At 63.1% G+C, this 13,934-nt stretch carries 15 protein-coding genes; 2 read left to right on the top strand and 13 right to left on the bottom strand.

What is annotated here, in order from left to right; all coding sequences use genetic code 11:
• Positions 1 to 70: 70 nt before the first annotated feature.
• Complete coding sequence (locus IG65_RS0113680; protein ID WP_036524415.1) at positions 71 to 1,342, top strand: cytochrome P450; 1,272 nt, start codon at positions 71 to 73, stop codon at positions 1,340 to 1,342.
• Positions 1,343 to 1,375: 33 nt separating this feature from the next.
• On the opposite strand, the gene IG65_RS0113675 is transcribed toward IG65_RS0113680, so the two are convergent.
• The 4 genes from IG65_RS0113675 to IG65_RS0113650 form a co-directional block, all read right to left on the bottom strand.
• Positions 1,376 to 1,699 carry a hypothetical protein gene (locus IG65_RS0113675; RefSeq protein WP_146098596.1) on the bottom strand — a complete coding sequence of 108 codons (324 nt, stop codon included), beginning with the start codon at positions 1,697 to 1,699 and terminating at the stop codon, positions 1,376 to 1,378.
• A 12-nt stretch (positions 1,700 to 1,711) separates the two neighbouring features.
• A complete protein-coding gene (locus IG65_RS0113670) occupies positions 1,712 to 2,107 on the bottom strand; it encodes a hypothetical protein (RefSeq protein WP_030515282.1) in 396 nt (131 codons plus the stop codon).
• Positions 2,108 to 3,361 (bottom strand): amidase domain-containing protein, encoded by a 1,254-nt coding sequence (locus IG65_RS0113665; RefSeq protein ID WP_030515281.1) that lies wholly within the window; start codon positions 3,359 to 3,361, stop codon positions 2,108 to 2,110.
• Between the two features lie 885 nt (positions 3,362 to 4,246).
• On the bottom strand, positions 4,247 to 4,501 hold the full coding sequence (locus IG65_RS0113650) for a hypothetical protein (protein ID WP_030515279.1): 255 nt from the start codon (positions 4,499 to 4,501) through the stop codon (positions 4,247 to 4,249).
• Between the two features lie 355 nt (positions 4,502 to 4,856).
• On the opposite strand from IG65_RS0113650, the gene IG65_RS0113645 reads away from it, so the two are divergent.
• Positions 4,857 to 5,831, top strand: a complete 975-nt coding sequence (locus tag IG65_RS0113645) for a PHB depolymerase family esterase (RefSeq protein ID WP_081879471.1) — start codon at positions 4,857 to 4,859, stop codon at positions 5,829 to 5,831.
• An 85-nt stretch (positions 5,832 to 5,916) separates the two neighbouring features.
• Here the strand turns inward: IG65_RS0113645 and IG65_RS0113640 are convergent, their stop codons facing one another.
• The 9 genes from IG65_RS0113640 to IG65_RS0113595 form a co-directional block, all read right to left on the bottom strand.
• A complete protein-coding gene (locus IG65_RS0113640) occupies positions 5,917 to 6,447 on the bottom strand; it encodes a DUF6188 family protein (protein WP_156055585.1) in 531 nt (176 codons plus the stop codon).
• A 20-nt stretch (positions 6,448 to 6,467) separates the two neighbouring features.
• Complete coding sequence (locus IG65_RS36845) at positions 6,468 to 6,902, bottom strand: hypothetical protein (RefSeq protein ID WP_081879470.1); 435 nt, start codon at positions 6,900 to 6,902, stop codon at positions 6,468 to 6,470.
• Between the two features lie 313 nt (positions 6,903 to 7,215).
• Positions 7,216 to 8,634, bottom strand: a complete 1,419-nt coding sequence (locus IG65_RS0113625; protein WP_030515275.1) for a DUF4157 domain-containing protein — start codon at positions 8,632 to 8,634, stop codon at positions 7,216 to 7,218.
• The gene (locus IG65_RS0113620; RefSeq protein ID WP_030515274.1) at positions 8,631 to 8,927 is read right to left on the bottom strand and encodes a WXG100 family type VII secretion target; all 297 of its coding nucleotides are present in this window, start codon (positions 8,925 to 8,927) and stop codon (positions 8,631 to 8,633) included. Before IG65_RS0113620 ends, IG65_RS0113625 begins: the two co-directional genes overlap by 4 nt.
• Positions 8,928 to 9,242: a WXG100 family type VII secretion target gene (locus IG65_RS0113615; protein ID WP_169812442.1), complete on the bottom strand. Its 315-nt coding sequence runs from the start codon at positions 9,240 to 9,242 to the stop codon at positions 8,928 to 8,930.
• Between the two features lie 280 nt (positions 9,243 to 9,522).
• A complete protein-coding gene (locus IG65_RS0113610; protein ID WP_156055583.1) occupies positions 9,523 to 10,071 on the bottom strand; it encodes a BRCT domain-containing protein in 549 nt (182 codons plus the stop codon).
• 70 nt (positions 10,072 to 10,141) lie between these two features.
• On the bottom strand, positions 10,142 to 11,155 hold the full coding sequence (locus IG65_RS39785) for an exonuclease domain-containing protein (protein ID WP_081879469.1): 1,014 nt from the start codon (positions 11,153 to 11,155) through the stop codon (positions 10,142 to 10,144).
• The gene (locus tag IG65_RS0113600) at positions 11,152 to 11,751 is read right to left on the bottom strand and encodes a hypothetical protein (protein ID WP_030515270.1); all 600 of its coding nucleotides are present in this window, start codon (positions 11,749 to 11,751) and stop codon (positions 11,152 to 11,154) included. The genes IG65_RS39785 and IG65_RS0113600 overlap by 4 nt, the downstream gene beginning before the upstream one ends.
• Positions 11,752 to 11,845: 94 nt before the next feature.
• Complete coding sequence (locus IG65_RS0113595; protein WP_231509191.1) at positions 11,846 to 13,927, bottom strand: DUF262 domain-containing protein; 2,082 nt, start codon at positions 13,925 to 13,927, stop codon at positions 11,846 to 11,848.
• Between the last annotated feature and the right edge of the window lie 7 nt (positions 13,928 to 13,934).

Genomic DNA, 13,934 nt, shown 5'->3' with positions numbered 1-13,934 from the left:
AGCCTTCGACGCGCGCGACATCGCGTCATGCAGTTCGACGCAGCGTGCGATACGACAACTGGAGTGGTTGATGACTACGTCGCAGTTCCCGACCCGCCCGACGATGTGTCCCGTTGCCCACGGCTCTCCGACGAGTTCCGACGGCCCGCGAGTCCCGCTGTTCACCCCGGATTTCTCCGACGACCCGCACCGCGTCTACCGCGAAATGCGCAGCAGATACGGCTCGCTCGCGCCCGTCGAACTGGCGCCGGGCGTGCCCGCGACGCTGGTGATCGGTTACCGCACCGCGGTGCGAATTCTCAACGACCCCGAACACTTTCCAGCAGACCCGCGCGTCTGGCAGCAGACGGTGCCCTCGGATTGCCCGATTCTTCCGCTGCTGGAATGGCGCCCGATGGCCAGCAGAAGTTCCGGTGCCGATTTCCACCGCTACCGTGAGGCCATTACCGCCGGTATCGACGCCGTCGATCTGCACTCGTTGCGTGCGGCGGTCGAGAAGGCCACGCTTCCCCTGATCAACGGCTTCTGCCAGGACGGCAAGGCGGAACTGATCACCCAGTACATCTACCCCCTCGCATTCGAACTCGTGAACGTGATGCTCGGTTGCCCGCCGGAGATCGGCGCGCAGGTCGCGGCCGGAACGGCCAAACTGCTCGAAGGCGTCGACGCCGAACAGGGCAACCGCATCCTCGGCGAGGCGCTGATGAGTCTGGTGCGCCTCAAACGGGCCACACCGAGCAACGACATCACCTCGGTACTGCAACAACACCCGGCCGCCCTCGACGACACCGAGGTCTCCCACCACGTCTCCCAGATCTACGGCACCGGAATCGAATTCGAGCTGAACCTCATCGCCAACACGTTGCTGCTGGTCCTCACCGACAACCGTTTCGGCGGCAGTGTGCTCGGCGGCAATCTCTCCTCCCGCGACGCGGTCGACGAGGTGTTGTTCAACGACCCGCCGCTGGCGAACCTCCTGATCACCTACCCGCGCCAGCCCATGCTGATCGACGACGTCTGGCTACCCGCCAATCAGCCGGTTGTCATCAGCATGGCCGCCTGCAACAACGACCCCGTAATTCGCAGCGACGATATGACGGGCAACCGATCCCACCTGGCCTGGGGCATCGGCCCGCACGCCTGCCCCGCGCAGTCGATCGCGTATCTGATCGCCCAGGAAGCGATCGACCAACTCCTCGACGCCCTCCCCGAAATCGAGCTCGCAACGGATGCGCCGAGCTGGCGGCCGGGACCGTTCCACCGGGCCTTGACGGCCCTGCCGGTGACATTCCCGCGGACCGAGCCGCTGAATTTGAACAACAAGCCGGCGATGCCGGGGTGAGAGCCGAGCAGGCCGAGGATCGCGCGACCACTGCTATTCGGACATGGAGTCCACGGCCTTCCCGATTCGAACGAGGCTGGTCGCATACCGTTCGTCGACGCTGGTTCGCGCGCTGACGACCTCGACGATCTTCTTTCCGATGCTCTCGAGTTCCGCCAGGCTGGACAGGATGTCCTGTTTCCGCGCCGACGCGAAATCGACGAGCGCCGGTCCGCTCTGCCAGCCTTCGTTCGCTTGCCGCGCCGGTTCGATCTCATCGAATTGTTGCTCGAGCCGGGTTCGGGATTCATTGCTGTTGGTGGAGATGTCCACCCCGGCCTGTTGCGCGGTGGCCGGGTCGATACAAACGTCTGTCATGATGAAGCCCTGTCAGAAGAACGCTTCGCACGGATGGTAGCGAGGCGAGATCGGTTCGTCGGTATTCGATTGCAGCAGCGCGGATCCCACGACCAACGCGTAACCGACGCTGATGATCATCGCCGACGCCGCGACGACGATCGCAAGGACCTTTCCCGAGGTCGAGGAGAATCGCGCGGCGGCGACGATGAACACCACTGCCGCTGCGGCAGCACAGATCAAGAGGGCCGTCGCGGCCCAGCTGGAGGCGGTGGCGGCCGTCGGAACGGGAATGCTTCGCGCACAATGCGATTCGAGAAGAACGTCCGTCCGCTCGGCGAGGTTGTGATCGGCCACCACCAGTAGGAGAACGGCAGATGCGAAGCAGGCGAGGAAGATCGCGGCGGCCACGATCGCAGGGCGTTTCAACTACCAGGTCTCCTTCGGCCGAATGATCCGCACGTTCTGTGTGCCGCCGTCCTGATTCGAGAATCCGATCCGGTCGGTCAGGCTGAAGTCCTTCCCGTTGGTGGTGTGCTGGGAGTAGAGGATGTCGCCGTTGGGAAGCACCGCGGTGACCACTGCCGTGTGGTGCGCTTCGCCCGGCTTGTAGTCGCCGACGTTCTGCGTGTGCTCCCAGTAGACGAGATCACCGGGTTTCGCGCCGGCGGTCCCGACCTCCTCCGCCCCATTGTTCAGGAAGAAGTTCTTCTGCTTCTCGGCATTGAACCAGGTATCGCTGTGGCTCAGTCCCTGCAGGGAACCGGGCCCCGGCGGGTCGAAGTTGATTCCCGCGGCCCGGCTGCGGTTCCAGCCGTCCGAATCGGTGGTCAGGGTGCCTTTGTAGTCGAGGCCGGCCGACGCGAGGGTGGTGGAAACAAAATTCGCGCAGTTGTTCTGGAATTTGTCGATCGAGGTATCGTTCGCGTGGTCGCGAGCGAACTGCACCGCCTTCACAGCGTTGTAGCCGTTGGAACCCTCGAGCTCCTTCTTCACGCTGTCGGGGATTCCGTTGAGGTCGTGAAGTTCGACCGGCACCGCCAACATGAGTTGTTTGCGCCGATCGACGGCCAGCGAGTCCCACCACGCCTTCACCACATCGGGGGGCTGGCCCTGCGGCAGGGTCTCGCGAATGGCGTCGAGTGCGTCGGCCACTGCCGCGGACTGCTGTTTCAACGCATCGTCGAGCGAGCTGGTGTCGACGTTGATATTCAGATTGCGCAGCGCGCCGGCGACTTCCTGGTCGGCCCGATCCGCCGCATCGATCGCATCCTTGATCAGCGCGTTGTACCGCCGGCAGTCATCCGCCGCGGTCGCCGGATCGTGATGCCCGGCGGGTACGACCAGAACGTCGCCCTCGAGCTCCAGGCCCGCGACCGTCCCCGCCGTGATCGCCGAACCGGCCTGTGCCTGCGCGATCCGAGCCGCGTCTTCCAACGTGTCCAGCGCGGTGACGGCACCTCGCAGCAGGACGCCGATCTCCTCCAACTTTCCCGTGACATCGGAGATCCGCCCGCGCACGAGCTCACCCAGATAGTCGGTCCAGGATTCCTCCAGCCGCCGCGATCCATTGGCATGGATCTCGGCGACGGCCTCCTCGCAATCCTTGGCCGCCGCCAGCAGATCATCGGCCGCGGCCTGCCAGCTGCCCGGATCGGCGTACCTGAGTTGATGCAGATCCATGACCGTCCCCCCCGTGCTTTGATGGTGGCCTGAGGGTAGTCAAAGCGCCAAAAACGGGCAAATGGAACAAATTTGGTGGCGCGGCGATCTCGGCCGGACGAACCGCACGCCGCCGGGCTATTTGCGGTGTCGGCCGGTATACCCCTCGGTCGACGGAGAATCCTGAGTATTCTCGCGACTGCCGGCCTCGCCGCCGGAGCCATCGGCCGCACCTTTGCCGATCCGGCGCGGTTTGGCGATCCGCCGGATGCCGGCGGCTGGGGCAGCTTCACCCGCTCGTTTCCGTCGCAGTTCGTCCAAGTCGACGACGCTCGCGTCCTGATCGCCGGGGCAGGCGTCATCCGCCGCAAGGCTCGAATCGCCCACCGCGGGGCCGTGCCACGCCGCAGCAGGGTTCACCGGCCATGCCCCGGTCTCCCGCTGCAATTCCGATCGCATGACGGGTCTGGTCGGCGGCGGATCGTTGACGCGGCTGCCCTCCGAACGCCACGTCTTACGGGCAGGCTGGGCAGCGTCCTGCGCCACCCGCCGGGGACGCCGGGGCAGCTGGACAACCTTCGGCGCGCCCGCTCCGGTGTCCTTCGGTGCGGATCGCGATCCCGGTACTTCCTGGTCAGACATCGAATTACCGGGCGACGAGCGCCGCTGTCCCAGTCGCGGCGCCGGTCAGGTCGCCGAGTCGATGTCCACTTTTGTGGCTGATGGTGGTGCTCACGTCCCTATTGTCTCAGAGTGTCGCGGGTGGAAGCGAGGTCGGTGCGGTCGGGCGCGTGATGCTGTCGAACCGGCGTCGATCGGCGGGTGGACGGCGTATCGCTGATGTGGTTCCGCGGGCCGGGATCGAGGTGGTGATGAGCCGTCGATCCGAATCATCGGAATCCGGAATCAAAGGCAGTGCGCGGGCGGAGCCGGGCTCCAGCTGCCGATGCAGCCGGCGCCGATGTACGCGAGCAGATCGATCACCGTCGAGCCGGTTTGCAGGACGACGGGTGAGTTCGCGGTGATCTGGTCAGTGTTGCTGTACTCCAGGGGGATTCCGTTTTCTGCGCCGGCGATGCCCGCGGGAGCGATACCGAAGGCGGCGACTGCGACCGCGAGGACGGCAAGCCGTTTCATGGTGTTCCTCTCGAACAACTGCATCAGGTTTCAGCGTTCGAGCCAGCATAGTGTGAAGTGATCATGTTTCGAAGTGATCGGGGACTTTGCGCAGATAGGCGGACCGGCTGCTTGCGAGGGTGAAGATCTGTGGGGGAGCCGCGACCCAGCGGGATGCTGTACGCCCTGATAACCGCCGGTGCATCAGTACCAGAAGAGGTCAGTTGCCCGCGGCGGTCGCGGAGTCAGCGCGCTCGCAACGCGTGAGCCAGCGCTATCGGATCGGCCCTTTAGACGTCGGCGCCGTGGTGTAGCAGTCGGTCGCTGGACCGAAATGTTCACAGCCCTGGAAGGTCGGAAATTCTGACACATCGAGGGCGAGGCTCGGGAGCTGTCACAAATGCTGTCGAACCTGAGCGAGCCCACCCTGCCGGGCGATAGATTTGAATGGAAGTATTTCAATTTTCCTGTGGGGTGGGAGGATTCGTTGCATCACACACGTATGTCCGGACCGGTATGCCGGGCTGTAACAGTCATGTCTGCCATATTCGCGCTCGCGATGTCGAGCGCGACCGCCGCGGCCGAGTCGGCTCCAGGGGAGCCGGACCCTGCGCCCGCGGCCTGCTCGCCGGCTGCCGCCTCGGTGACTCGCACCGTCAACGGTCAGCCGTACCTGCTGCGCGTTCCCAGCGGCCTGACCGGCGCCGCGCCACTGCTGGTCGCGCTCCACGGCGGCGGAAGCAACCCCAGCAGGCACGAAACCCAATCGGGCTGGACACCTTTCGCCGCACAGCAGAAATTCATCGTCGCCTACCCGCAAGGCGGCAAAGACGACGTCACCGACCCCAACCGCCCCGACGACCGCAGCTGGTACTTCGAAAACGGCAACCGGCACGACGTCGACTTCCTGCAACAGGTCATCGCCGACATCGAGAGCCACTGGTGCGTCGACACCAAGCGTGTCTATATGTCCGGCCACTCCAACGGCGGCCAAATGACCTCCCGCATGGCCTGCGCCGCATCAGCACAACTGGGCGCGGTAGCGATGTATGCCGGCGGCTCGCACGGCGGCTGCGAAGACGGCGTCCCGATCCGCAAACTGTCCTTCGGATTCTTCACCGCCGACAACGACTTCACCCAGGCCCCGGTCTATGCGGCCCACCTACAGTGGCGCGGCACCATCGGCTGCAGCAACGACGCCGCCACCGAAACCGGCCCCGAAGTGGCGGAAGGCTACCGGTATTCCTGCGAGCAGGGCGCCAACGTCGTCTGGCGCAAATACAAAGCAGGCAGCCATGATTGGCCGAGCGGCGACCGCGGCGCGGATGTGCGCAACCGCATGTGGCAACTGTTTCAGAACCACCCACTGCCGTGACAGCTCAGGCGCGCGACGGGACCCGTTGCGCGCCAACAAATCAGGCTGATCAACCTGACGGGGGTTCGCCGGAGATTCCTGATGATCAATCGTTGATATCGTCCGAATCGGAGTTGTCTTTCAGGTGCTCCGGCCGTCCTGGCCAATGAGGTGGAGTGACAGGCTGTCCCGTCCACGCATCCAGTGGCTGAATTTCGAAGATGGAGCGGTCCGCGATTCCCGCGGTATTCCACACGGTTCGACCTCCGAACTGGACCTCAGGAGCGAAATCCTGCCGGTCGGCGTCGACGAACAGTATCCACCCATTCTTGAACCCCAGGCGAACCGCTCCAGTCTTGAAGAACACGGCCGAAACCATCCTCGCCCCCAGGAATTCCTCAACCTCAGCGCGGTGCCAATGATCGATTCGATGTCTGTCGGGGGAGCCCTTGGCGAGGGACCTAGCGGACAGCTCGGTGTCGTACCCGACCAGAATGCGGAAATGGTCGTCGTCCAAGACGAGTTCGAGATGGTCCGATTTCCACTCTATCCTGGTGACGGTTCTTCCGCGTAGAGGCTTGAACAGCCAACGATCCTCGTGCTCAACGATGGCCCGAGGTGCCTCATCAGCTCCCATAACTCCTCTAAAGGCGAGGCTTACTCCGTCCAGCCGCGGCGGTTCATACGCTCAAAATAGGCATCATCGGCTGCCTGGATGTCGTCCTCGGTCATTGGCTGATGGCGCGGCGGTTCCGGTGGTGCTGACCGCTCGCCAGTCAGGATCTCGAACTGCCGACGCATGCGAGGATCGCCCTGCTGAATGAGCCGTTGGACCTTTGTAGCTGCATCAGCTCGGGCCTTTCGATGAGAAGTACGCATCGAGTGGGCGAGCTGCTCGCTGGTCCAGCGCAGCGCGCCGGGCGCAATCCGAAGATCGGTGATGTCGCCGTTCGCGTCGACTTCTATTGCGACGCCTTGCAGTTGGCAGAGGCCCCGGATCGCAGCAACTGAGTCGGATAGCTGCCGACTGGTGCGTCGGACCTCATCGAGGTCACGTTGTAGTTGTCGTTCCCATGCTTGCAGGTCTGCCATCGGGCGGGCTCTCCTCTTCACCGAGTGGAACCGGATTCTGGTGGTAGTGAACGATTCGCTGGCTACACTGTGCGCACTACGTCCCCAGGTTCTGCTCGCTCGGATATCTCTCGGGAGAACACGAACGAGTATTGCCCGGAAGGAGAGCGGTGAATTTCGATACCTTCCAGAACGCCGCGGACGGTTGACCCGTCGCTCTTGCGCAGTTCGACCTGGTCTCCGACGGAGAATATGTCGTCGGTTCGGCCGACTATGATCGGGTTGGGGCGAAAGCTCACCCGAAATATGTCATCGATCCGGAATTCGCTCACTCTCAGTGTCCTGCCTTTCCGGACAAGTAGTCGTTCCAGAATCTCTCGTCTGCGGCGTACGCCTCATCCTCGAGTTCGTTCGTCACGAGGTTGTTGGTCACCTTTCCCTGCGCATATTGGTCGATGTGGACTCGCTCGTGCACGAGATTCCGCATCAAACTCTCCTCATCGGCGAAGGCCGACGGTGCGAGGGCGATGTGGTCGCCTGACGTGCTCGCACTGGCGCCCACACTGTCGTAGTAGCGAATGTCGTCGGCAGAGTTCGCGATGTCGAAACGCACGCCCGTCAAGTCGACCCCTGCGCGGCGTGCGTATTCCTCGACGGTCTCTCTGGTCATCGGCAAGTGGTTTCCGCTGTCCAACACCTCACGATTTGTTCTACTCCCCATCCGTGAGAACAGGCGGCCATCGGACAACACGGCGCCCCCGCGATCGAGCGGTGTCAGCTTGACCTTTGCTGCATCCACCCAATTTCGCACTTTTTCGAAGATGGGCTTCATCTTGCCGACAAGCGGTTTGATGGCGTCAGTTACGATCTTCGCGATCTTGGTGGAAAGCTCGCCGATGATGGTTGCAATGCGGCGCCCTTTCATAGCGATGCGCCCGGCCATGGCGGTGTTTCCGACCCACTCGGACAGACTCCCCGTCACAGGGGCGAGGATGGCGAATACCCCCTCGGCTACCGCGGTCTCGACGACGAACTCCTTCAGTTCGTCCAGGATTTTGTGATGCGCTTCGTCCAGATGATGGGCGTAGTCGCCACAGGCGTTGCCGAGCGCATCGCACACATCTGCCAGCGCGTTGAAGTCGTTCTGCCGTTCCTGCGACGTCTGGACAGCGATGTCGATCTCGGGAGACTGCTGATTGGCGAGAAGAGTCTTGGCCTGCGGCACCTGTCCGGCGATGGTGCGGTAGTCGGCAGCGGCAGTCTGCCACGCGGTCTTTGCGGCATTCAGCTGATCTTGGTGTCCGTTCGGCCACGCGAACCCGACCACATCCTTGATGATCGACCATCCAAATGGTTCGGGGATACCATCACCGGCCGCGTTGGGTGCCGTCGAGGGCATACAGGGGTCCGGAAGCAGCTGCGGTGGAGGCGGAACCGGCAGATTGCGCTGATGCGCGGTGATCTCCGCAACCTCGTGATTGTGCGCTCCAACGACGAGAAGGTCACGGATCTGGCCACATGACGTGGTCAGCTTCGAGGACGCGGAAATCGCCAGCTGTGCCGATTCGTGGTAGGAGTCGGCCCACTGCTGACCGATGCTGTCGCTGCCGGCCATGCCGACGTACGAGTTGAGCACGTTGATCAGCGACGAATGGGTCGTCACCGAGTCGGTTGACATCTGTCCGAATACTTCTCCGGCAGAATGATATTCGTCTGCTCGGTGGACGATCACCGGGACGGTCGGCGTCGTCATTGTGGCCACATCCCGTGGTTTGTCTCTCCTGCGTTGTGGTAGGCCGACCGCGCATGGTCTAGCGCCTTCCGCAATTCACCCAGGGCGGTGTGCATTTCTGTTGCGCCCGTATCCCATTCAGCGCTGGCCTGTTGGTGCGTCTGTGCTGCCTGGCCGGTCCAGTCGATATGGAGATTCGTGACCTGTTTCCGGATGTCACTCAGGCGATCCTCGAGCCGCTTCTCGAAGTCGACTGCCTTATCGATCAGGTTCTGCATACCGACGAGGTCGACGCGATAGTTGCCGGGTTGCATCTACGCGTTCCCCGGGAACGTCGAGCCAATCGAGCCCGCGGATCCTTGGTCGGTGTCGTGCATCAGGCCCGCAGCCTGGTGTAGCGCGGTGGCGTCGTGTTCGAGGCCGGCGATAATCTGCCGTGCGCCTTCCTCCCACTCATCCCAGGCATCGCCGTGAGATCCGGACGCGGCGCCCTGCCATTCGCCTCCCACGAAGGTCCGCACCTCCTTCATCAGTGAATCCAACTCGTCGCGGAAGTCCTGAGCCGACTTGTCGAGCCAGTCAGCGGTCGCATGCACTTGCTCCGGGTTCACTCCCACCGAATTGCCCACGTCGCCTCCCCTTTGCATGTAGCCGTCAGACGTGCCGTCTGCACTATACGTGCCCAGCGTTGTCTTCTCCTGCGAAGTTTCCTGGGACAACAAATCCAGCCGTTATCGGTCGCGCAGGTGGGTATCGCGGCAGTGTCCTGGCCGAATTGCGTTGCCCCACGGATGATTTCGATCTAACGACCGGATGGTGAACCGTCAGGGCTGCTTCCACCTGAACGGGAGACAGCGTCCTTAAGCGGCAAGAGGTGGGCTCGCAATAGTCACAACACCACAATAGGATTCAGAGGACTGGCCGGACGGAGGCCGGATCGAACGCGAGGTCCGAGTGGTCCCCTACGACCTTCTTCGCCCTTGACTTGGCACGGGGTGTGCCGAGGCATGAGCGGCAGAGTTTGCTCCGCCTGCTCGCGGTCCACGTCGATCCGCACTTGTCGCACACGCACGCGAGGCCCACCATGCGCAACCGTGTCCCGTTCGCGTTTCGGCCCGAGCGCAAAGCGGCAACGAAGTCTTCGGCTGAAACAATGGGCTTCCCGTGCTTGTGTGCCGTCTTCGCTTTGCCGGACATCGTCGCCGGGGCCGCGGCGATCAGCACATCGACCGCCTTGGTCATGGACGGCGCGGGTGTCAGACCGTATTCGAGCGCGAGTTGCTCCAGTTCCTCGCGTGGACGACCGTCATCGCCGGTGAAGCACACAATGGTTCCCGCGCCCAGATCGACAGCGACGGACTCGGCGCGGTGCTGGTGTGTCCGCGCGGTGACCACCTCGGCGGGAAGACCCAGTAGCGCCGCGACCCGCAGAAGTCGGTCGATTTCGTCGTCGGTCACGACGGAGTCTTCGAGTGCCGCTTCTATTGCGGCACTGAGGAAGTGGGTGTGCGCGGCGTGCACTGCGGCGTCATCGAGCCCCAGGTCCGACGCGAGGCGTTGAAGCTCTGTCCGCTCCTCTGCTGTGAGCTGTAGATCGGCCAGAGCCTGGTCCAGCAGAATCTCGTAGGGCGCAACGTCCGCGGCGGTGCGCAGGCCCTGACTGATGTCGGCCAGGAAGGGGAGAGGTTGGGCGATCGATTCGCCGTGGCGGGCACAGACCCTGGCGCTGTGTGCCTTTCGATACCGGGTGGCAGCGGTGGGGTCCCCGGCTCCGGGAAATGACCTGCGATGGCCTGCAGCAGGCCCGCGGTGCCCGCGCGTCCCCCAGTGCCCGGTGCTGGTTCTCGTGCTGGACGCCGTGTTCCAAGCAAGCGGCTGCCAGCTTGCAACGGGTCACCGCCAACGTGTCCAGACCCGAGCCCCACTGGACGTCGATGCCTGACCGCTCGAGTTCGAAACCCACCATTCGTGTGTCGAAGGGCCGGTTGTGCGCGACGACGATTGCGCCGTCGAGGAGCTCCGCCACTGCGTGCGCGATCTCCCCAAATGTGGGTGCGCCGGCGACGTCGGCCGCCGTAAGTCCATGGATCCATGTGGGGCCTACATCGCGCATCGGGTTGACGACGGTATCGAAGGTGTTCGTGACCGTCCCCGAATGATCGAGGGTGAGCACGGTGATTTCCACGACCCGGTCCGAGTGTCGGAGACCGGTCGTCTCCACATCCATCACCGCGAAACGTGAGGCTGTGCCGAGAAGCGAAGCCAGCTGCGGCGCAACGCCGGCCACCGATCGAATGCTTGTTGATGCGCCGGCTCCGGGATCCAGCGGGGCCGGCGGGTGGTGAACTGCCGGCGGCTGTAGTACGTCGGTCCACAGGTGCCCGTCGAACCAACGATAGGGCGCTTCCTGCCACGGGTCGGGATACCAGCCCGGGACGTTGGAAACGGCGTCGGTCCAGCGGAACCCATCGAACCAACGCAGCGGCACATGACGTGAGGGGTCTGCATACCAGCCGGGTTGTGCGGCAGAGCCGTTGCTCATTGTCGACGACTCCTCTCATCAAGACCTGCCGGCCCCACGCGGTCACTGAACTCTGCCGGGAAGATCGCGATCGCCGGATTGTTCAGGTCTTCCGGCATGATCCACGGTGTTTCCCCGGTCCTCGGGTTGATCGTTCTGCGAAGCCGCTGCTCTTCGGTGAAGAGCCAAGCGGTCCAGACGTTCCCGACGTAGTTGGCGACTGCCAGCGCGCGAAAGCGGGGCTCGTCCTGCGCTGGGGCCGCAAGCTGTGGGACGGGCTGGAAAACCGGCACGACCAACTTCGACCGCTGGCGCCGGGAGTAGTCATCGACGGCTTGGCAGATGCGTTCCTGACAAGCGGTGGTCAATTTGATCAGATCGTCGAAAAGGTCGACCTCGACAGCATTCTCGAAACACGATTGCGGTGTGGTGCCTGCGGTCAGCACCACCGATCGACCGCTAACCAACCACTGGACCTTCGAGTCATGGTCCGGATCGTCGTGTGGAATCACCACAGCGTTGGTGTTGCGAACGATGATGGTGTCGGTGCGGCTGGTAAGCCACACCGCGGTAGCGTCAGCGGCGGGCTGTCTGTCGACAATGGCGAAGCCGAGCATCGGTCTCCGTTCGGGTCAGGTGATCTCCGGTTGGGCGCGCAGCACGCCGTCGAACGCTGCGGCGTTGAGGGGAACCGTCAGCGTGAGGCCGAGTTCATCTGGACGCGTCGAAGTCGTCCTCAGCAGCCTTCCGCAATTCCTCGAGTTGCGACACCGACAAACGCCTAGCGGTGTCTGCGCGACCTCCGGCCACGAATTCGAGACCTTCTTGTTCGAGAATCTCTTTGGGGCTATCCGTTCGGCCGGGCTCCACCCATCGGAATGAGGGGGAGACCTCGCCTTGCGATGTGAGGACGCGGTGGGCATTCGGCGCGGCTACCGTTGCCAACCGGTTCCCCAGCGGCTGGGCTGCTGTTCCCAGCACGGTGGCCACATCGCCGTAGGTGGTCCAGTGTCCTGCCGGTAGCAGGGCGAGCAGGCGGTTCATCGACTCCCACAGCGGGTTGTCGTCGCCGTTTGTCGCGAAATCGGTGAGCGGTCCGGGCCATGCTCCGATGATCAACTTGGCGAGTTCCCGCCCGCGCTCCTCGATTTGCTCGGGCCCCCATTCGGCAAAGGCCGCGATCGCTTGGTTCATCCGGATGCTGCTTGATCCCAGCACATCTCGTTTGTGATCGAAGGGTTGGTTGCCGAGATTCTCGTTGTATCCGGTGAGCGTGAGGTTACCGAGCGTGTGGACATGGCTGTCGTGCAATTCATCGACGTTCTCGGACCCGTAGATCCCACCCAGTTCATTGCGCCACTGTGACGAGAGGGTCTGTGGCATAACGTGTTCGACGGTGAGCGATTTGGGATCGACTTGTTCTTTAGAGTTGAACAGCTGCTCGATCCAGATCAGCATCGTCTTACGATGTGCCGCGCGGCCGGTGGTGTACAGCGGTGAAGTCAGGATGGCCTCGGTCAGCTTCTCGTCGGTGGCGTAGTGCTTGCGCCCCGCTGAGAGATAGCGGTGTAGGGCCTCGTCGACCGGGAGCGACGCATCCAGGTCTTGCACTGCAGCAGGGAACAAGCGGTTCAGCCCCTGAGTGGCCCGCCCGACCAGGAACCGGCGCACCAGAAGCGATTCGACATACAGCAGTGCCCGGGCGATCTGTTCGGAGGTAGCGTCGCCGCGGTCGCGCAGAACGAGGAGGTGCAGAATCAGGGGTGCCGGGGTGATGGAATCCCACTCCGACAATCGCTTCAGGCGCTCGCCCACCGCAGCATCGGTTTCCTCGTCCGGATGCAGCATCAACCGGTAGAGCTTGCCGAGCGCGGCGATCCGACCTACTTCGGAGACGATTTCGTCCTCGGTTTCGAACCGGTCCAACCTGGCCTGTTGAGCTGCGAAAGTCTGTGTCTGTTTAACCTTCGCTGTGGTCTGCAATAGATCCAGCCAGAACAGGGACTCGAGTCGGTTATTGTTGCCCAGCGCATCCTGAAGGGGAAGCCACAGCGTGCGATAGACCTCCTCGCTGCGGGTCGGCATCCGCATGAACAGATAGTTGCGCAGCAGGTCGCCTTGCGTCAGATTCAGTCCGGTGTTGTTGAGGGACTGGAAAATGCGATGGACATTGTCACCGGGATGCGTACTGATCGACACCACTGACAGCCCCGACGTCACTGCATGCGCGATCTGTGCTGCGTCATAGCCGAGATCCGGGTCCACCGGTGCCGCCAGTTGCGCACGGAAGAAGCGGTATGCCGCACCGACGTTGTCATCACCACCTGCGGTCGGAAGCCCATCGATGACCGCGGCGTACGAGGCGCGATCCATCTGCGTCGGTAGCAGTTTCAAGCGGTAGGGATCATCCTCGTATTGGTTGGTCAGTAGCTGGTTGTGAATGCGGTCCGTGTCACGACGAGCTTCCTTGTCCAGCTCGCGAAGGTGGTCGCGGATCGCTGCGAGCAGCAGCGTCAGGGTGGTGAGACGCTGCTGACCATCGACGACGAGGTATCGGGTAATCGACCCTGCGACGCTACCCGGAACCGGCGCCAGCACAACGGAACCGATGAAGTGTGTGGTTTCGACATCCTCGGCCCGGTCCTCGGCGAGCTGGGTAACATCACGCCACAATTCCTTGAAATTGTCCAGGCCCCACTGGTATGGCCGCTGATACAGCGGAACGAGGTACTGCGAGGTGCCTTCGAGTATCTTCTGCAGACTCGTTTCCTGTGCGGCGACCACGGTGGACATCTCCTTG

The organism is Nocardia sp. NRRL WC-3656 (assembly GCF_000720265.1).
In the GTDB taxonomy this organism is placed as follows: Bacteria; Actinomycetota; Actinomycetes; order Mycobacteriales; family Mycobacteriaceae; genus Nocardia; species Nocardia nova.
Note: the sequence above shows the minus strand (reverse complement) of the source record. Positions and strands in the feature narration are given on the sequence as shown.